We start from the raw sequence: 17193 nt of genomic DNA on the forward strand, positions 1-17193 counted from the left end.
CTACGTAGACATTACCGTCGGCACGTTTTCGATTCCGTTGTGACCGGGTCTGTCCGATATTTGCGAGGCCATCCCCGATTACCGGACGGTCAAAACGTGACCATGCTCACCGTATCCGGTGCAATCTTCAAGGTTTGCACTCCAAAACGATCTTCTGTCACATGATTGGATTCACCGGAAGAACACATTCCGTTTGGGGGAGGTTCACCAATGGGCCGTCATGCGCTGTCGTCAACCGACGAGAAGATCAGCACTCATCCCATCGGGAGACTCCTCGCGCTACCGGCCAGGGGCGAGCCGAGCCGAAAGACCGCCATCACGAGTTACGCGCTCCTGGTGGGAGGCGTCTTCAGCACTCTGACCTGGGCCACATTGAACGAGGACCCGGCGCCGGTCCGAGCCGCCAAGCCTCAAGGTGTCCGGGAGGACGACGCTTACACGCACACTCCCGATCCCGGATACCAGCCGACGTACCTTGACGGCGGAGGCGGCATAGCAGGCGTCCCGCTCACCGACGAGCAGCGCAAGGCGCTGATCGCCGAGGCCCGGCGTCGCGGCCTGCCGGTCACGGAGGCTTATGCGCTCGCGTACGGCGATGGGGTGCGGCTCCGCATTGGCAAGAACGGCACGGTGCAGGTCGACACCAGCGAGGTAACGGTGCCGAATCGCCCGGTCTACATACGGGCTGTCCAGCCTGCATCCGCCCCGAAGGTCGCACAGGTCCGCCTTCCTGCCGAGGGCAAGGCCGAGGAGACCACGAGCGCCGCCGGCAAGGGCGAGGCAAAGCCGATGGCTCGGCAGGAGGTCGAGGAGCCCGCCAAGGCCCAGGAGAAGCCCGCCAAGGACAAGCCCAAGGGCAAGACGGAGCCCGCTTCCGAGGACGGCTACTACGAGACCTCGGGCACCAACTACTACGAGGAGGAGAAGAAGGAGAAGGAAACCGGCTTGAGGTCCGTCCTCCCTCCCGCCCTTGACTCGCTGGTCGACTCGGCCGACGAGGTAACCAAGTTCCTCGGTCAGGCGTCGACCGGAGAAGTGACGGTCGTCGGCCCCGTCCAGCAGGGCAACCGCTTCATGATGACGATGTCCGCGCCCCTCGCAGAAGACCTGAGCGTGAAGACGGTCATCTCGACCCCGCTCGCGGCCGAGGCCCCTGTGCAGCCGGTCGTGACCACGGTCGCCGTGAACACAGACACAGGCGAGGTCGTTGCGCGGGAGAAGGACACCTGCGACCACATCGACGAGGTGCCCACGGTCGCAATCGAGCAGGTCGTCGATGTCGTCCTCGAAGCCCGCGAGGAGATGAGTAACGACGCCGAGCTGACCGGGATTGCGGCTGAGATCGCCGAAGCCCCCAGCGAGGCCGCGCGCGAAGAGGACACGGTGCTCGTGGGGGCCACGGAAGGCTAGGAGAGGGCCCCAGCTCGTTCGCCACGGGGGGAGCGGACGAGCCGGGGCCGGGGGAGCTGGAGTCAGGTGGTGTACTCCAGCTCGGTCGTGGCGGCCTCGCGAACGGCCATGGTGAGCTGGTCGATGTCGAGTCCGTCGAGGTGCTCCATGAGCGCCTGACGAGTCTCCCGCACGCGATCGGCGAGGTTCGGTTCGTTCAGGATGTCGTCGGGCAGGAGGATGCGGCGGAAGTCCCGCTTCTCGATTGCCGATGCGATGAGCTTCTCGGCGATCCAGAGCGGAGTGCGCTCCCGGATCGCGAAGGTGAGATGGATGCTCCGCTCATCGGAGTCCAGTGCGTGAGGGTTGTGAACCCATCCTCGCGGCAGGAGGAGCGATTGTCCCGGCTTCAGATCGACTTCCAGGTCAGGGCCGGCGGCTTCCCACTTCGGGATGAAGTCAGGGTTCCAGACTCGGAAGGACTCCTGGTACTCGCGCATGGGCGCGGGGTACTCCGGGCGCCAGAGTTGCCACCGCTTCACGCCTTCGATCTGCACGATCACGGCCATCTGCTGATCCCAGTGGTGCAGAAGACCTTGGCTCCGCGGTGGGGTCAGGAAGGCGTGAAGGTAGTTGCTGTAGCCGGTCTCACGCTGGATAGCGCCCGCCGCGTCTGCCAGGAACGGGATCACGCGCTGGAGGTTGCCGAGTCGAACGGTGTAGCCGTCGCTGTAGAGCTTGCGGAGCTTGACCGGGTCGGTCCGGCCTCGCGTTCGGTGGCAGTCAGGGTGCAGTGAAGGACCGGACTTCACGAGAGCGATCTCGTCGGCATTCACGCAACCCGTGTCGATGTAGTGGTCGAGGAGTTCCGGCGTGATCGTGCGGTCCAGCTCCGTACTGCCCCGCTCGTACACGCGGGGCTCATTCGGCCAGGAGGTCAGGAGGGCGGTCACACCCTCGTCAGGGAGTAAGAGGCTGAGCGACATTGCGTCGGCTCCTTACGACGGCGGGAGCGGGCAAGGGATGTCCGGGTGGAATCGGTTCGGGCAGCACACGACCGAGAACGAGATCAGGTTCTTTGACGGCGTGTAGTACACCCAGCTCACATCAACGCCCCGAGGAAGAACGTCCGTGGCGTACTCCAGCTTGTTTTCGAGGCTGCTGTACGCCTGGAGCCCGTCCGCCCGGATGAAGGGCGGGTTCTCCTCGTACTCCTTCGTGAGCCAGGCGAGTGCGATTCCCAGATCAGCCCAGGTGCGGTCAGCCGAGACCTGGGTCTTCTTCATCAGCCAGTGGCCGGTCATCATGGGCGGCACGTTGCCCGTCTGGAACTCGGCGGCAGCTTCGCGGTACCGGTTGAGGACGGCCTGTTGTTTCTTGTCCTCGGGATCGAGCACCGAAGGCGGCCCGTTCGGGTGCGGGGGTCGGCGGCCTCCCTCTCGCGCGTAATCAACCGACGATCCGATCCACGGACCGTACCCGTGCCAGTGCCCTGACCAGCTCATGTGTGCCCTTCGGGAAGCGACGGGTCGCCCAGGGAGGACCCCAGGCGACCCACCTTCGTGGTGCTGTGTGCTGTGGGAGGGAGGTCAGGTTAGACCGCCAGGCCCCGCTTCTTGACCCACTCCGAGGCGAACGTGTCGAGCTCCGCCTCGGTGAAGCGCAGCTCCTTGCCGGCGCCCTCCGGCTTGCTGTCGCGGACGGCGAACGAGGACTCCGCGCCGGGGATGGCCGCGAAGTCGACGCACGTCTCGTTGGACCCGCCGAGGTTGCCCCCGCAGTACCGCTCGAACGAGGCGTCGTCGGGCGCGGGCAGGGCGTAGAGGTTTCCGTCCATGGGGATAGTCCTCCTACTAGTGCTGAACCGTGCGGAGATGCGTTCTCCGCGCCGTCGTGCACTTGCTGACCCACCCCGGCTCGGCCTTCCTGGTGCTGGCCGGGGTGGGCGTTCTGTTCCGCCCCCGAGGGGTGCGTGCCGAGGGGGAATCGACCGGAGAGTCACCTCGGGGGCGGAAGATCAGGCGGTCAGGCGCCAGTAGGCGACCATGACCGATGCGGAGGCGAGGATCATGAAGCCCTGAAGGACCCACTGACGCCATCCGAGCGGGCGCCTGTGTCGGCCTCCGGTCTGGCGAAGATGCCGACCGCCAGAGCGGCCATCACGGCGAGGAGCGCCAGGACGTAAGCGACCTGCTGCGCTCTGGGACTCACTCGACACCCGTCCCGCTCCTCTGGGCGTAGACCCACAGCAGGCGGCGAGTGAGGGTGGCGACCTCACGCATGAAGAAGAAGGCGGTGAATGCCGGCGTTTCCGACGTGGGGCGGTTCTTCAGGTCGAGCAGCTCGTACGCCTTGTGAAAGAGGTGCCGGACCATCTCGTCCTGGCTCGCACCCAGTTCTTCGCCGAGGAGCAGTTGCAGGTGCCCGATCAGGACCGGCGTCCTCGCGTCGATCTCCTCACGGGTCGTCGTCGCCAGGGCCATGACGAGGGCGGTTTCCGTGCTGTCTCCGATCAGTTCCACGTCGACCGGTGGACCGTCGACCTGGAGAATTTCCTGTGCCTCGCTCACGGTGGCCACCACGCATCTCCCCTCGGTACCGCACCGTTGTGCGGATTCCTTGGCTGCTCGGGTTCGTGACGAACGTAGGGCGGGCCGCACTCAACTACCAAGAAGATTGCGCCGGTTTGCAGCAAGCCGATTGACGGGCTCGAACGGCCTCGCGAACATCGTGGTGTCGCGCAATCCGGCGCAAGACAGCGGACGGGAGAGCCACCATGAAGCTACGGTTCCTTGGTAAGAACTCCACCCCCGGAGACAGCCCCACCCTGTACGCCAGTGATCAGGACACCTACGTCATCCAAGGCTGGAGGGTGTACGCGAACGACTTGCTCATGCAGCTCGACGTGCCGGAAGGACAGACGGTCATCGAGGTGCCGACCGAACTGTTCGAGCACCTCACCAAGGACGGCCAAGTGTCCGGCGAGATCCAGAAGTTCGACGCCCCGATCATGCTCGTCACCGAGCAGGGAACGTGCGTCCTGCAAGGCCCCGAGATGCACGACGCGGAGGCCCTGAGCCAGATGCGCATGCCCGACTATGAGACCTGCATCGAGGTCCCCAAGTCCTCGATCACGGCCCTACTGGAGGAAGACAGTGGACCTGATCACTCCCGCGCAGCGTGACGAGCTGTTCGACCAGTTCGAACGCGACGCATTTCACCTGGAGTTGAGGGACGACTACGGGTCGCCCATCGAGGACACGCCATACGCCCGCTGGAAGAGGGGTGAGCCGGACGACCTTGCCTGGCTCGACGAGTGGAAGGCGCTCATGAGGCGCGTCACGGGCGCCGGCAAGACGGTGCGCCGCGTTCGAGTGATCACCGAGCCTCACAGCGAGTACGTCACCTGGGAGCACTCGCTCACGGATCTCAACATCGAGGTCGGCGAGGACATCCGCTGGCTGCCGCGACACATGCTTCCCGAGGGGGTCACCTTCCCCGTGCAGGGGAACGACTGGTGGCTGTACGACGATCGCCTCCTCGCCGTGGGTCACTTCGACCCCGAAGGGCGAGTGCTGGGCTCTGAGATCGTCGAGGATGCGGACACGGTGGCCGAGTGCATCCGTCTCCGCGACCTTCTCTGGGCAGTCGCCATCCCGCACGCCGAGTACAAGCCCTGACCCATCAGTGAGCAACCAGGCACAAGAAGCACGAGAGGCGCTGGGTGCCCGGCTTCGAGGATTCCGCAAGGATGCGGGGTTCGCGAGCGGCCGGGCATTCGCGCTGGCTACAGGCTGGGCGGAGTCGAAGGTCTCCCGCATCGAGAACGGGAAGCAGAACGCCAGCGAGCGCGACATTCGCACCTGGTGCGAGAAGACCGACCGTGAAGACCAGGTCAACGACCTGATCGCCACAGTTCGGCACATCGACGAGCTGTGGCTTGAGTGGCGCCGGCAACTGGAGGACGGCGCAGAAAAGAGGCAGCAGGCAGCCATTCCGGTCTACTCAAAGACCAGGGTCTTCCGGATCTGGCATCCCACGCTTGTCTGGGGGACGCTCCAGACGGCCGAGTACGCTGCCGAGACCTTCAAGCAGGTCCGCGACTTCTACGAGATCCCAGACGACACAGACGCAGCAACGGCCAAGCGACTCGAACGTCAGCAGTACCTCTACCAGGGCGACCGGATCTTCAATGTGCTGCTCGCTGAGCAGGCGCTCTACACCAACTTCGGCGGAGCGGAGGTGATGAAGGGGCAACTCGACCGGCTGTTGGCCGTGATGCGGCTCGCCCGGCTGAGCCTCGGCATCGTCCCCAGGTCGGCGAAAATGTGTGTGTGGCCTGGCAACTCCTTCTCGATGTTCGACGACAAGCTCGTACTCGTTGAGACGTACTCGGCCGAGTTCTCCGTCACTCAGCCCCGAGAGATCGAGCTGTACGCCAAGGCGTACGCCCTCTTGCAACAGTCGGCCGTCTACGGGACCGCCGTTCGAGACCTCATCTCCGCTGCACTCCAGCACTTTGACCGGATGCCAACCGACTAGGAGGCGATGACCGTGATACCGAACTGGCGAACCAGCTCTTACACGAAGTCCGATAGCTGCGTCGAGGTGGCCGACAACGACCCGGAGAGGGTCATGGTTCGAGACACGAAGCACCGCGACGGCGGAACCTTGATGCTCCTGCCGCCGACCTGGGCATCGTTCGTGAAGTTCGCCGCAGGCGTCAGGCTGCCGGGGTGAGAGCGACGAGGAGAGGGCCCGCGGCCTTGCTCCAATCACGGCCGGACTCCACCGCGGATTTGCCGGCGGCAGTGATGCCGTCCCGGACAGGGGTGAGGAACGTCTCCCGCCAGTGCTCCTGAGTGTCGGGGGTCATGCCGCTCGCAGTGACTGCCGCGCCGACCTTCTCGTCCAGGACCGCAGCCGCCTGGCTGAAGTCGTCGCCGGTCCACTCGTCTGCGTGCTCGGCGACCAGCGCCCACGTCATCTTGAACGTCATGCAGGCATTCTACCTGCGGAAACGCCAGAAGGGCCCCTCGAAAGGGGCCCAACTAACTTGCTCTTTAAGGCAGTTCATTCTCCTCGACGAGCTGCCCGCCGATGGGCCTTCCGTCTCGGATCAGGAGGACCAGGGGCCGAGCAACGTCCTTCTCCTCCAGCCCGCCTTCCGGGACCATCAGCCTGCCGAGGGCGTCGCGCGTGCTGCCCTCGTTGGGGTAGTCCCACACCCACTTCGGATGCTCGGACCGGACCCGAATGTCGCCCTTGGCGTCGAGGACGACATCGCCGGGCTTCCAGGTGGCATCGAGGCTGGTGATCTTGTGCACGCGGTCCATGCGTCCATCATGCACATCACCACTGACAGCGCTCAGCGCACCGGACAGGCGCCGGTCGAGCACTCTTCGTCGGTCGAGTCCTCGACCCGATACGACTCGTACTCGTCGAACTCCTCGCGGGTGATCCGCTCGTACGGAGCCTGCGGCCTGGTCCCGTCGACCATGATCGTGGTCCCCTTCAGGAGCGGGAGCCACGCCTCGATCACGTCTGCCGTCTCGTCCGGGTCGAGACCCTCGGGGACGTTCGCGGTGAAGCTCACCGCGTTGTCCGCGTACTCGGTCTGGTACATCGCCTGGAAGGCGAGCATCTGGGACAGGCTTAGCTCGTCGGCCGACTCGACCAGATCCGCCGGGTAGCCGCGCGCCTCGACCTCGGCGACGAGCTTGTCCAGCGTGGGGAACTCGACCACCAGTGTGTTTCCGCTGGGGTCGTAGACACACGGCTCGACCTTGTACCCCTCGAACTCGAAGGCGGCGACCCTGGCGGCCTGGTCCGGGTCGGCTACCGAGAAGCGCACGCGCCGCAGGAAGGTGCGGGCGTAGACGGGGTGAATCCCCTCCGTGACGCCCGGCATCTTCGCGATCGTGCCCGTGGGGGCGACCGTCGTGACCTTGACCGGCTCCGGGATTCGCAGCTCGAAGGCGTAGTCGCGGGCGGCCTGGCGGACGACCCTCTTCAGGCGGCCGAGAAGGAGCCGGAAGCGCGTGTGTGCCGGCGCTTCGCTGTAGCGGATGCCCTGCTTGGCGAGGAACCCTTGCACGCCCAGGTGGCCGACGCCGATCCGGCGCTGTGCGGCCAGGCGCTCCGCCTGCTCGGCGTCGTTCACGTCTCCGTACGTCGCCCGCACCAGGAAGCGGGCCATCAATTCGTGCGCCCGCTTCAGACCGGTCTCGTCGTACGCCTCGTGCCCGTCGAGTACGAAGGCGTCGAGGTTGACGTGCCCGAGGTTGCAGTTCTCCCACGGCATGAGCGCGATCTCGCCGCACGGGTTCGTGGCCACGACCTCGTTGGGCTCGCCGACGTTCGAGGCCGAGCTGTTCCAGTAGCCGGGCTCGCCGTTCTTCAGCATCCCGGCGACGACCTTGCGGTGAACCATGTAGGCGAACTCGTTGCCGCCGGGTCCGAAGTCGTCGTGCTTCTCGCCGGACAGGTAGTCGATGAAGTCCTGGTCGATCTCGACGCTGATGTTCGTCGTCCAGTGCCGTGCGGGGTCGTCCTTGCAGGCGAGGAACTCCTCGATGTGCGGGTCGTTCCACGCGCAGATCGCCATGCGGGCCGAGCGCCGGTTGCCTCCCGAGACGACGCACTCAGCGATGGCGTGATCGATCTCCATCGCCTCGGTAGGGGTGATGTACGGCTCGACGGCCCACTCGCCCACCTCGTCGGCGGCGTGGGACAGGACGCGGCCGATCTCCTGCATCATGCGGGCGAACGGGGCCGGGCCCGAGGCAACGCCGCCGAATGTCTTCAGGCGAGCACCCTTGCCGCGCACGCGCGACACGTCGTACACGCGGTCGCTGTGCTTCACCTCGTCGTCGGTCATGAACGTGTCGATCAGGTCCACCAGGGCGGAAGCCCAGCCCTCGCGGGAGTCCTCGACCTCGAAGGCTCCAGCCCAGTCCGAGTCGTAATCCGCGGAGAGGACACCGGCAGCCTTCATGCCCTCGAAGTCGGGGTGGGAGGGGTCGCACACGACGTGCACGGTCAGGGCTCGGCGGGGTGCGCCGTACTGCTTCAGGTAGCGGGTCGAGTAGTTCGCGCCGACGCCGCCTCCCTCCATGAGCCGCATGAAGCTGAACTCGAAGTGCCGGCTGAGCTTCTCGCCCCAGCCCGCGACGTGGCAGTTGAAGAGGTACTGCCTACCTCGCACGCCGGACGCCCACAGGTGGCGGCCAGCGGGCAGTACGGCGAAGCGGTCCATCAGCTCGACCAGCTCGTCATGCTCGGCCCGTACGTCCTTGCTCCAGCCCTCGGCCGGGCCGTAGACGAGCGAGAGGTTCCCGGCGGCGACACGGCGGACCGTCTCGGGCCACGTCTCGCGGGAGCCGTCCGCCTTCGTGCGGCTGTAGGTGCGCTCGTAGACGGTCTGCCCGGTGGGGCCGAACGGAACTGCGGTGGTGATGAGGTTCTCCTTCAGGTGGGCGGTGGTCAGCAGCTCGGCCAAGATCAGACCGGCTTGTTCAACATGACGGCCAGAACCTTGATCAGTCGCTTGAGGGTTCCGGCGCTGTAGGCGGAGAGGTCGGACAGCACCTTGACCTGCGCCGCCGTCTCCTCTCCGGTCGGCGCGGGGAGCGCCAGGTAGGCGAGGCACAGGTCGATCCGCTCGTCGAGGTAGCCGATCGCGAACGCAGCCTCCGAGTGCAGGCTGTCGAGTGCCAACTCGTCCTGTTGCTGGGCGACTTCCGTCTCGGTGAAGGGGCGGGCGGTAACCGCGCCGTCCGCCTGGCGCTCGTAGTAGGTCAGGGTTGCCTCGTCCCAGAACTCGAAGTCCTCCGGGCTCATGCCGGCGGGCGGCTCCACGGACGGCTGGGGCTCCTCGACCGGCGGCTCCTCGGGCAGGGGCTCGCTCATGCTGCGGTCTCCAATTCGTCGTAGCTGTCGATGTAGTCGGTGCCGTTGAGGTGGGCGGCGAGCTTGCCTATCCCGCGTTCAAGGCGGTAGCGGACGGCCCGGTCGGTGACCGCCTCACGGGCCGCGATCCGCCGGTCCTCCCAGTCGAGGGCGAAGCGCATGAACAGCGCCCGCCGCTCGACCAGGGACAGGGGGGCCGTCTCCCAGCCCCGCCGGATGTCGGCGAGGTGGGCGAACAAGGTCCCCGCGGCCTTCTTGTCGACTGTCCCCTTCGGCATGTCCGCGTCCGGGGCCGTGGGGTTGCGGATGCCGTAGGCGGCTTCCACGTCCCACACGGCCGGTAGCAGGTGCTCGACGAGGCGCCGCTCGTACCCGCTCACACACGCCCCTTCTCGGCCGCGTCGCAGGCCGCTTCGTAGGAGGTGTGCCGGATGCGGTACTTGGCCACGGTCTTCACTCGGTCGACCAGGTCGAGGACGAGGCGGTGGTAGAGGACGCCGAGGCCGAGCGAGGGGTCGGCGAGGCACTCGTTCACCATGTCGGGCTTCGTCGCCAGGATGATCAGGGCCTCTTGCCGGGCGTCCTCGTACTCCATCGTCAGCGTGTCCTCGTAGCCGTCCGCGATGCGGCGGGCGGCCCGGCCTGCGAGGGCCACCACTTCGGGCAGGTCGAGGACTCGCCAGTCGGCGGCCGTCACCGGACCACTTCCTTGACCGGCACGTCGCCGTCCTTCGTGACCATGACCATCAGGCCGGGCGCTCCGCGCGTGCCCTTCATGTGGCGCCACCAGGTCGACTCGGACTCCATCGCCGGCACCTGGATGAAGGTGCGCGGCCCGTCCGTGTCGACGAACTCGTGGTGCAGGTGACCGGCCAGGAGGAGATCGGCGGTGTGCATCGCGCTCGTCTTGTCGAACGCCTGGCCCCGCCACCAGTCGAAGTGACGGCCCGGCTTCCACTGATGCCCGTGGGCATGGGCGACGACGGTTCCCGAGCAGTCGACGACGACAGTCAGTTCGTCGGTGTCGGGGACGTATACCTCGACGTGGGCGAACTCCTCGCCCGCGAGGGACAGGGCCTCGCTGACGGAGATCAGGGCGTCGGTGTCGTGCGAATCGTCGTAGCGGGTGACGCCCTTGCCGCCCGGCCGGACAGCCTCGCCGTGGTTGCCGGGCACGGCCACGACCGTCAGGCGGCTGGCCATCGGCGCGAAGCGGATGATCGCGTGCGCCATCAGTCGGCGGGTGAGGCGGATCTGTTCGGTGAGGGTGAGCTGTGTCCGCCAGACGTTCGCGCCGCCCTGCGAGACGAACCCTTCGACGTGATCGCCGAGCCACGCGAGGTGGACGTGCTCGATGTCGAAGCGCTTCTGGTACTCGGTGAGGAGATCGGCCGCCCGGTCGATGCAGTGCATCGCCCGCTTGAGAGTTCCCGTGTACCCGTCGCCGTCGACCTTGCCGAACTGCATGTCGCCCAGGGCGACGACGTACGTGAACTCCCCCTTCACGTCGTCCTGCACGAAGCCGGGCGCCTGGTCGAAGACGGCGAGTAGCTCGTCGATGTCCGGACGCTCGAGAACCGCCGGCACCTTGCGGCGGCCGAAGGAGAAGCGGGCGGAGACGCCGGGCTCACCGCTGGCCATGGTCCATTCGCTCGACCGGAAGCCGGTGACTTCCCATTCGGCGGGGTCGAGGTGGTGGGCGCGGAGCACGTCGGCGGCCGTGGACTCCGGGTCGATGCCCTCGGGGCCCCGGACGGTCACCTCGGCCGCATCGCCCGACACCTCTATCTGGCGGGTGAAGTCCTTCTCGGGGTCGGCCTGGCGGCCGGGGAGGGCCGGCGCAGTCGGCGTACGGAGAAGATCGTTCAGCAGCTCGGAACGGTCCAAAATTTACACCCCATCACGGAGAGAGCGGCGATACGTGCGGATCGTGGAAGCGGAGACGGAGTGCCCGTGCTTGCGCAGGACGAGGGCCAGGCGCTCGGCAGAGGAGCCGATGTCGAGAAGGCGGAGGACGACGGTCTCCCGTACGTCAGGCTCCAGCTCCTCGTAGATGCGCTTCAGGGTCGGGCCAGGGGCGCCGGGCAGGTCGCTCACTTCCCCTCCCCGTCGATCTGACCGATGGCGGCGACCGCGAGGGAGGCCAGGCGGACGAGGCCCTTGCGGATCTCTCCGGGGGTGCGTCCACCGAAGGCGGCGAAGGCGACCTCGATCGCCAGGCCATCCACACCCAGGACGCCCACCTCGCCCCGGTCGGCGTTGATGATCGCCCACTCCTCGCCCCTCTTCTTGTAGGCGTCGGTTCCCCGCTCGGGGTACACGCCGCCGACGAGGTGAGGCGGCAGCGGGCCGACCTCGTTCGCGGCTGCCTGCACCTCCGCGAGCACTGCCGCGAGCGGGTCGGCCTTCCGTGCCGGCGCCTTGCGAGGGGCGGCCTTCTTGGCGGGGGCGGTGGTCACTGGTCGTTCTCCTTGATCAGGTCGAGAAGGGCCTGAGCGCCCCCCTGCATGTACGTCTCGCTCACGTCGCCGTCCCGCAGCCGGACGCCCTTGGCGGATCGCAGGGACCGGCAGATTCGGGCGGTGAACTCGGCGCCCGCGTCGTCCGGATCGCCCCAGACACGGACGCGGTTGAAGCCTGCGAGCATCCGGCGATGCCGTCCCTGCCAGAGGGAGGCGCCGGGAATGGCGACCGCGTGAAGGCCGATCTTGCGGAGGATGATCCGGTCGAGTTCGCCTTCGGTCACCTCGATCGTGTCCCCGGCCTGGTGCACGTCGGCGACGCCGTACATGCGGGGCGGGTCGTCCTTGATCGTGTTGTACTTGCCGTGGAAGGCGGCCCGGTGGTCGTGCTCCTCAAGGCAGCGGAAGCGCACAGTCAGCGGTGCGCCGTTGCGGTCGAGGTACGGGATCGCGAGCATTCCGCGGAAGCGTTCGTGGCCGGGGAACGGCATGTCACCGACGACGCCAAGCCGGTGTATAACCGCCTCCTCGCGGCCGATTCCCCTGTCGAGGAGATACCGCGCGACGCCCGGCGTAAGAGCTTCCTGATAGGCGCTCGTCGCCTCCTCCAGCATCTCGCGTTGCGAAGGCGAGAGAGGCTGCAAGGGCTCGTGCTCCGACAAAGTCAGTGCCTTCCTTTTCCATGATCAGACTGAATGAGTCACCGCCCTTCCCGCAGGAGTGGCACTTCCACAGGCCCTTGTCCGTGTTGAAGGACATGGACGGGGTGTTGTCCTCGTGCAGCGGGCATGCCGTCATGCCCGTGACGCGATGCGAGTTGAAGTCGATGTCGTAGTGCTCGAAGACGGCTTCGAGCGTGGGCTTCTCGTGGTCCTGGTCCTCGTGGTCGCCATCGACCCGGCGGAATCTCACGGCACCCGCCTGCCGACGAACCAGCCCTTCCGGTCGTCGTAGCCGAGGGACTCCAGCCCTGCGGCCCCGGCCGTCTCCACGTCGAAGTGGTTCAGCTCGTCGACCAGGCGCTCGTACTCGTTGGCCTCTTCGAAGGTGAGGGCGTTCACTCGGCGTCGTCCAGGCCGAAGTACGCCTCGACCGTGGTCAGCACGAAGGCTTGCCGCCATCCCTTGCCCCGGCGCTTGACGACGACGATCGACTCCACGCGACCTTCGTCGATGCCCCGATGCTTGGCGAAGTTCACGCGCTCGCGGTGAGCCTCGTCGAGGAAGGGGCCGGGCTCGAACTTCGCGTTCTTCGCCTCGACGATGGTGAAGAGGCCGCCGTCCTCGCGTATGGCGAGGTCGCCCTCGTCCTCTGCGCCGGTCAGCCGCAGCCGTTCCACGTCCTCGCCGACGGACCGCAGGCCCGTCATCAGCTCGATCTCCCAGTCGGCACCCTTGCGCTTGTTGGCTCGGTTGCGCTTGACGATCGGGTCCAAATTTTACACCGCCTTCTACTTGATCAGGGCATCCGTGGGAGACCAGGGCTTTGCCGGGGTTGCCGCCGGCACCATGCGTTCGAGCTTGGAGAAGCGCGTCACCTCGGGGTGGCAGCGCATCGACGCGTACCGCCTGGCCGTGGGGTCACAGGGCCCCATGCGCTGTTTGATCACCGCGACCCGGTACTCGTGCGAGGTCGGGTCCAGCGCGACGGAGAGGGACAGCTCGGGCTTCTCGGAGAGTCCGCCCTTCACCTGGTCGCGGGACGGCGGGGCCCACGGGTCCGACTTTGCTTCCCAGCTCTTGTCGCTCGCGTGATGCAGGACGATCACGGTCGCGCCGGTCGCGCGGGCCAGTTCGGTTAGGCCGCTCATCACGGCCATCTGCTCGGTGTAGTCGGACTCGGCGCCATCGAAGTCCATGAGGTTGTCGAACACGAAGACGGCCGGGTAGGCGTCCCACAGCTCGATGAACGCTTCCAGCTCCTCGTCGATGTTCTTCCAGGTGATCGGCGAGCCGAAGGCGAAGGTGATGTTCGAGCCCGCGAGAGCGGACAGGTACTCCTGGCGGTGCCGTCCGCCCGCAGCCATCCCGGCCTCGACCATTTCCGTGGTGTCGCCAGTGGCCATTGACGCCAGGCGTGAACTCGCCGTGAAGGCCGACATGTCCGCGCTGAAGTACAGCGTGGGCAGGTTCATCTGCGCGGCCCAGTAGAGAGCGAACCCACTCTTCTGGGTGCCGGACCGGCCCGCGATCATGATGACCTCGCCGTGACGCGGGCGGCACCCCATCCCGTACAGGGCATCGAACGCCTCGACGCGCGGCAGCTCCTTGCCGGACTCGGCGTGCAGCGCCAGCGACCTTGCGGGGGTCAGCACTGGGCGGCTCCTCTCATCTGTGGACGACGCGGCGAATGCCCGCCGAGCGGATCAGGGTCGTGCAGGCCGGGCACGGCATGCGGGTGACGTACAAGGTCGAGCCCCGGAGCTGAGCGGGGTCGGCGTGATGGATGGCGTTGGCCTCGGCATGGACGGCCGCGCAGTTCGAGTAGTCCGAATCGCGGGCGCACTCCTCGGTGGTGAGCCGCCCCCTCGGGCAGTTCGCGGCCGTCGCGCAGCCGGGCAGTCCCGCCGGCAGGCCGTTGTAGCCGACGCTCAGCACGCGATTCGTACGGGACAGGAGCACGGCGCCGACCTGTGCGCGCGTGCAGTCGGCACGGGACGACACGGCTTCGGCGATGCTCATGGCCCAGCAGTCCCAGTCGGGACGGGTCACGGGTCCTCCAGACCCGCGAGGCGGGGGCCAGCCGGGCGACCGGCCCCCATCTCCTCGCGTGCGTCAGTCGAAGTCGGGGGCGTCGGCGACGGCCGCGTTCACGGCGGCCTCGCGCGCCTGCGCGTACTCGATGACGGCCTTGCGGATGGCGGCGTCGTTCACCGGACGCCAGACCCAGGCGGGGTGGGCGCCCGGCCGCTTCGGCGGGACCTGGTCCAGCTTGACGATCGTGGCGTTGCCGACGACCTTCTCCAGGTCGCGGGCGAGGAGGGTCTGTTCGATCCGCGTGCCCTTGTTGACCTCGGGCGAGTGCGCGGCGAGGGACTCCGGGGTCTTGAAGACCGTCACGTCGCACAGCGCCGAGTCCTTCGGGCCGTTCGGGGTCGGCCTCTGGGGCTCGTAGGAGTTGACCTCGATCAGGAACGCCACCGCGTCCTTCACATCAGCGGGCTTGAACCAGCCGCCGCCAGCGGTGGGGATCTCGACGAAGTTCAGGGTCACTCGGTTTCTCCTTCAGTGGTGGTGTCGTTGCGGTAGTAGGGGGTCGGCTCGGAGAGGCGCGGGGTGATGACGGAGCCCAGCGCGGAGACGACGAGGACGAGGGCGAGGATCGCGGCAGGCACGGGCGTCACCCGTTCTTCAGGGCCGAGCCGCGGGCCTTGTAGGCGGACATGACGGCGGGGTCGGCGAACATGGCCTGATTCGCTGCCCAGAGCTTCTTCAGCTCGTCGATGCTGGGCGCCTTCTCGATCTCGCCCAGAATCCAGGCGGACTTGTTGGCGGTGGGCTGCTCGGGCTCGGAGGCCGAGGCAGCCGCCCAGGGGTCGTTCGCCGGGGCATCGTTGGGAGTGTCGGAGATGATCCGAGCGTCGAGGATCGAGGCGATGTTTCCCTTGCCGTGAGCGAGGTTCGTCGCGTTCACAACGAGGTCGCTCAGCGAGAGCCCGGTCCAATCTTTACACTCGAACCCGAAGTAGCCGCAGATCTGCTCGCGGACCTGCCCCACGGAGCCACGGAAGACAGCCCAGGTGTCCTCGTAGCCCTTGCCGTATTTGATGGTCACGCTGATCGTCCCGTCCGCGCTGGACGTGGCCAGCTCCGCCTGATCTGCCTTCACTTCAACTCCCTTGCTCTTGGTCCAAACTTAACATGCGTGCCGCAGTTATGCAGCTCGGGATTCTGTGACGCCGCTCACCCACGGGAGCATCGCGCCCTTCATACTGCGGGTCGTGCGAACCTCCAGCGCCAGGCGCGCGGCAGCCCAGCCGATCTCCAGGTCGACCCAGTGAAGGGTGCACTCGCCGGACCCGGCCGGAAGGTTGATGATGACGCCCCACTTCTGGGACACCCCTTGCAGGGGCGTGTACGCCTGAGCCGCCTCGGCCGCCGGCACCTCTCGCTTCTTCCAGGCCGCGAACGCCTTCCTGTCCGCCGGGTCGACGGGGAAGCGGGTGTAGTCGTAGAACTCGCCGCGCGAGTACACGGCGAGCTGCATCGCCATCTTCAGGGCCCCGTACGTGACGCTGCCCGTCTTCAGGTCGCCGATGAACAGACCCTCGATGTGCTCGCCGTCCGGGCCGGGACCGGCGTATTCGAGGAGCCGGTCGAAGGTGCCGCCCGTGCGCAGCTCGGGGACGGCGACGAACTTCTCCACGGCCCTGACCTCGAACTCGACGGTCGCCGCCATGTAGGCCGCCATGTCGAGCACGTCCTTCGCCGCGGTGCCGGCGGGCAGGGGCTCGCCCCGGTCGACGTACTCCGAGAGCGTGTGAAGGTGGGTGCCCTTTTCGCGCTTCGTGTTCGCCCCCGAGATGTCCTGTGCCTGCTCGGCCAGGGCGTTCAGCCTCTTCTTGCCGTCCGGGTCCTCCGGGTCGAGCTGCCTCACCACGTCGAGGATCGACGGGCGCTTAGCGGCTCCCACCAGGGTCATGCGGGACTTCCAGTCGGAGATGGCGCTCTTGTCTTCGATGCAGTCGATGAACGTGGTCGTACGGGTGAGGGCGACCGGCTTACCGCCCTGCTTCGGTATGACGAGCGGGCGGTCCCAGCCGTCGCGCGGGACGGTCGGCTCGGGCGTGAGGTCGATGAACTTCAAGCGATGGACTCCATGTCCTCGTCGATTTCGAACGGGTCTTCAGGGGCGATGGGGACCAGCCATATGCGGACCGATCCGTCGTCGAGAAGTTCGGGCTCGGACTCGTCCTCGCCCAGCGCCTCAAGGCCGAAGAGGTGGATCAGGGCCAGGCCCTTGCGCATGTCTGCGGGGGAGGTCTCGGGCTGAACGATCAGCGCGCGGTCCCAGGTGGCGTTGTCGCCGACGAGTCGCATACCGGCCGGGAGGCTAATCTTGCTACCCGCCAGTACCCATCGGCCGATGTGGTCCTCGCCCAGGGCGTAGAGGTCGGGCAGGCTGTCCTCGTGGGGCACGTCCTCTTTGTCCCGCACGAACAGGCACTTCGTGGTGAATCTGGAGTGGGGCTCGACGCCATCAGTGGTCAGAACTCCTGTCAGCGGCATCGCTGCAACCCCCTGGTGCGTGTAAAGATTGGACTCGCTGAGTCCATTTCTACGTGGGGCTTACACAAGCTGTCAACCGGCTGTGTTCACGGGCTCACCCACGGGCGTACGCCAAACGGACGCACGCGGTCCACTTGCCGTTCACACTATCCAGCCGCAGGTCAGGGCCCCATACGCCTTGAGGATGAGAAAACCCCCCGTCG

Annotated in this window: 29 protein-coding genes; 5 read left to right on the forward strand and 24 right to left on the reverse strand. The window is 66.8% G+C overall.

From position 1 onward, the window contains the following. Positions 1 to 210: 210 nt before the first annotated feature. Positions 211 to 1410, forward strand: a complete 1200-nt coding sequence (locus ACZ5VD_RS00855; protein WP_468679857.1) for a hypothetical protein — start codon at positions 211 to 213, stop codon at positions 1408 to 1410. A 62-nt stretch (positions 1411 to 1472) separates the two neighbouring features. Here the strand turns inward: ACZ5VD_RS00855 and ACZ5VD_RS00860 are convergent, their stop codons facing one another. The 4 genes from ACZ5VD_RS00860 to ACZ5VD_RS00875 all read right to left on the reverse strand — a co-directional run bounded on the left by ACZ5VD_RS00860 (position 1473) and on the right by ACZ5VD_RS00875 (position 3959). Then, the gene (locus ACZ5VD_RS00860) at positions 1473 to 2375 is read right to left on the reverse strand and encodes a JmjC domain-containing protein (protein ID WP_468679860.1); all 903 of its coding nucleotides are present in this window, start codon (positions 2373 to 2375) and stop codon (positions 1473 to 1475) included. A 12-nt stretch (positions 2376 to 2387) separates the two neighbouring features. Further along, positions 2388 to 2786, reverse strand: a complete 399-nt coding sequence (locus tag ACZ5VD_RS00865; protein WP_468679862.1) for a hypothetical protein — start codon at positions 2784 to 2786, stop codon at positions 2388 to 2390. A 197-nt stretch (positions 2787 to 2983) separates the two neighbouring features. After that, complete coding sequence (locus ACZ5VD_RS00870) at positions 2984 to 3226, reverse strand: DUF397 domain-containing protein (protein WP_468679864.1); 243 nt, start codon at positions 3224 to 3226, stop codon at positions 2984 to 2986. Positions 3227 to 3596: 370 nt separating this feature from the next. Beyond that, positions 3597 to 3959 carry a hypothetical protein gene (locus ACZ5VD_RS00875; protein WP_468679866.1) on the reverse strand — a complete coding sequence of 121 codons (363 nt, stop codon included), beginning with the start codon at positions 3957 to 3959 and terminating at the stop codon, positions 3597 to 3599. A gap of 206 nt (positions 3960 to 4165) precedes the next feature. Here ACZ5VD_RS00875 and ACZ5VD_RS00880 point away from each other — a divergent pair, with 206 nt between their 5' ends. Genes ACZ5VD_RS00880 through ACZ5VD_RS00895 form a run of 4 tightly spaced genes read left to right on the forward strand, consistent with a single transcriptional unit; the run spans position 4166 to position 6129 of the window. Continuing rightward, positions 4166 to 4573 carry a hypothetical protein gene (locus ACZ5VD_RS00880; protein ID WP_468679867.1) on the forward strand — a complete coding sequence of 136 codons (408 nt, stop codon included), beginning with the start codon at positions 4166 to 4168 and terminating at the stop codon, positions 4571 to 4573. Continuing rightward, positions 4545 to 5069, forward strand: coding sequence for a DUF6879 family protein (locus ACZ5VD_RS00885; protein WP_468679869.1), 525 nt, complete (start codon positions 4545 to 4547; stop codon positions 5067 to 5069). The genes ACZ5VD_RS00880 and ACZ5VD_RS00885 overlap by 29 nt, the downstream gene beginning before the upstream one ends. Before the next feature lie 7 nt (positions 5070 to 5076). Beyond that, positions 5077 to 5931: a helix-turn-helix domain-containing protein gene (locus ACZ5VD_RS00890; RefSeq protein ID WP_468679872.1), complete on the forward strand. Its 855-nt coding sequence runs from the start codon at positions 5077 to 5079 to the stop codon at positions 5929 to 5931. 6 nt (positions 5932 to 5937) lie between these two features. Beyond that, positions 5938 to 6129, forward strand: a complete 192-nt coding sequence (locus tag ACZ5VD_RS00895) for a DUF397 domain-containing protein (protein WP_468679875.1) — start codon at positions 5938 to 5940, stop codon at positions 6127 to 6129. Here the strand turns inward: ACZ5VD_RS00895 and ACZ5VD_RS00900 are convergent. From ACZ5VD_RS00900 to ACZ5VD_RS00995, 20 genes are all read right to left on the reverse strand, one after another. Further along, a complete protein-coding gene (locus tag ACZ5VD_RS00900) occupies positions 6113 to 6388 on the reverse strand; it encodes a hypothetical protein (RefSeq protein ID WP_468679877.1) in 276 nt (91 codons plus the stop codon). The genes ACZ5VD_RS00895 and ACZ5VD_RS00900 overlap by 17 nt on opposite strands. Before the next feature lie 64 nt (positions 6389 to 6452). Further along, positions 6453 to 6725 carry a hypothetical protein gene (locus ACZ5VD_RS00905; protein WP_468679879.1) on the reverse strand — a complete coding sequence of 91 codons (273 nt, stop codon included), beginning with the start codon at positions 6723 to 6725 and terminating at the stop codon, positions 6453 to 6455. A 32-nt stretch (positions 6726 to 6757) separates the two neighbouring features. After that, on the reverse strand, positions 6758 to 8890 hold the full coding sequence (gene nrdJ, locus ACZ5VD_RS00910) for a ribonucleoside-triphosphate reductase, adenosylcobalamin-dependent (RefSeq protein WP_468679881.1): 2133 nt from the start codon (positions 8888 to 8890) through the stop codon (positions 6758 to 6760). Between the two features lie 2 nt (positions 8891 to 8892). Next, a complete protein-coding gene (locus ACZ5VD_RS00915; protein ID WP_468679884.1) occupies positions 8893 to 9300 on the reverse strand; it encodes a hypothetical protein in 408 nt (135 codons plus the stop codon). Next, entirely contained in the window at positions 9297 to 9680 is a 384-nt protein-coding gene (locus tag ACZ5VD_RS00920; RefSeq protein ID WP_468679886.1) for a hypothetical protein, read from the reverse strand. The genes ACZ5VD_RS00915 and ACZ5VD_RS00920 overlap by 4 nt, the downstream gene beginning before the upstream one ends. Beyond that, a complete protein-coding gene (locus ACZ5VD_RS00925; RefSeq protein ID WP_468679888.1) occupies positions 9677 to 9997 on the reverse strand; it encodes a hypothetical protein in 321 nt (106 codons plus the stop codon). Before ACZ5VD_RS00925 ends, ACZ5VD_RS00920 begins: the two co-directional genes overlap by 4 nt. Next, positions 9994 to 11187 (reverse strand): hypothetical protein, encoded by a 1194-nt coding sequence (locus ACZ5VD_RS00930; protein ID WP_468679890.1) that lies wholly within the window; start codon positions 11185 to 11187, stop codon positions 9994 to 9996. Before ACZ5VD_RS00930 ends, ACZ5VD_RS00925 begins: the two co-directional genes overlap by 4 nt. Before the next feature lie 3 nt (positions 11188 to 11190). Further along, the gene (locus ACZ5VD_RS00935) at positions 11191 to 11397 is read right to left on the reverse strand and encodes a hypothetical protein (RefSeq protein ID WP_175314868.1); all 207 of its coding nucleotides are present in this window, start codon (positions 11395 to 11397) and stop codon (positions 11191 to 11193) included. Then, positions 11394 to 11759: a hypothetical protein gene (locus ACZ5VD_RS00940; protein ID WP_468679893.1), complete on the reverse strand. Its 366-nt coding sequence runs from the start codon at positions 11757 to 11759 to the stop codon at positions 11394 to 11396. The genes ACZ5VD_RS00935 and ACZ5VD_RS00940 overlap by 4 nt, the downstream gene beginning before the upstream one ends. After that, positions 11756 to 12373 (reverse strand): toprim domain-containing protein, encoded by a 618-nt coding sequence (locus ACZ5VD_RS00945; RefSeq protein ID WP_468680932.1) that lies wholly within the window; start codon positions 12371 to 12373, stop codon positions 11756 to 11758. Before ACZ5VD_RS00945 ends, ACZ5VD_RS00940 begins: the two co-directional genes overlap by 4 nt. After that, complete coding sequence (locus ACZ5VD_RS00950) at positions 12255 to 12560, reverse strand: CHC2 zinc finger domain-containing protein (RefSeq protein WP_468680934.1); 306 nt, start codon at positions 12558 to 12560, stop codon at positions 12255 to 12257. Before ACZ5VD_RS00950 ends, ACZ5VD_RS00945 begins: the two co-directional genes overlap by 119 nt. Before the next feature lie 110 nt (positions 12561 to 12670). Continuing rightward, a complete protein-coding gene (locus ACZ5VD_RS00955; protein WP_468679895.1) occupies positions 12671 to 12823 on the reverse strand; it encodes a hypothetical protein in 153 nt (50 codons plus the stop codon). Beyond that, positions 12820 to 13197, reverse strand: a complete 378-nt coding sequence (locus ACZ5VD_RS00960) for a hypothetical protein (RefSeq protein WP_468679897.1) — start codon at positions 13195 to 13197, stop codon at positions 12820 to 12822. Before ACZ5VD_RS00960 ends, ACZ5VD_RS00955 begins: the two co-directional genes overlap by 4 nt. Positions 13198 to 13212: 15 nt before the next feature. Then, complete coding sequence (locus ACZ5VD_RS00965; protein WP_468679899.1) at positions 13213 to 14076, reverse strand: AAA family ATPase; 864 nt, start codon at positions 14074 to 14076, stop codon at positions 13213 to 13215. Between the two features lie 13 nt (positions 14077 to 14089). Next, the gene (locus ACZ5VD_RS00970; RefSeq protein WP_468679901.1) at positions 14090 to 14473 is read right to left on the reverse strand and encodes a deoxycytidylate deaminase; all 384 of its coding nucleotides are present in this window, start codon (positions 14471 to 14473) and stop codon (positions 14090 to 14092) included. Positions 14474 to 14536: 63 nt separating this feature from the next. Beyond that, positions 14537 to 14974 (reverse strand): hypothetical protein, encoded by a 438-nt coding sequence (locus ACZ5VD_RS00975; RefSeq protein ID WP_468679903.1) that lies wholly within the window; start codon positions 14972 to 14974, stop codon positions 14537 to 14539. Further along, the gene (locus ACZ5VD_RS00980) at positions 14971 to 15096 is read right to left on the reverse strand and encodes a hypothetical protein (RefSeq protein WP_468679905.1); all 126 of its coding nucleotides are present in this window, start codon (positions 15094 to 15096) and stop codon (positions 14971 to 14973) included. Before ACZ5VD_RS00980 ends, ACZ5VD_RS00975 begins: the two co-directional genes overlap by 4 nt. A 5-nt stretch (positions 15097 to 15101) precedes the next feature. Beyond that, on the reverse strand, positions 15102 to 15590 hold the full coding sequence (locus ACZ5VD_RS00985; protein WP_468679907.1) for a hypothetical protein: 489 nt from the start codon (positions 15588 to 15590) through the stop codon (positions 15102 to 15104). Positions 15591 to 15635: 45 nt separating this feature from the next. Then, the gene (locus ACZ5VD_RS00990; protein WP_468679912.1) at positions 15636 to 16568 is read right to left on the reverse strand and encodes a hypothetical protein; all 933 of its coding nucleotides are present in this window, start codon (positions 16566 to 16568) and stop codon (positions 15636 to 15638) included. Beyond that, the gene (locus ACZ5VD_RS00995) at positions 16565 to 16990 is read right to left on the reverse strand and encodes a hypothetical protein (RefSeq protein ID WP_468679914.1); all 426 of its coding nucleotides are present in this window, start codon (positions 16988 to 16990) and stop codon (positions 16565 to 16567) included. Before ACZ5VD_RS00995 ends, ACZ5VD_RS00990 begins: the two co-directional genes overlap by 4 nt. Between the last annotated feature and the right edge of the window lie 203 nt (positions 16991 to 17193).

It is taken from the genome of Streptomyces sp. NPDC032822 (assembly GCF_055578825.1).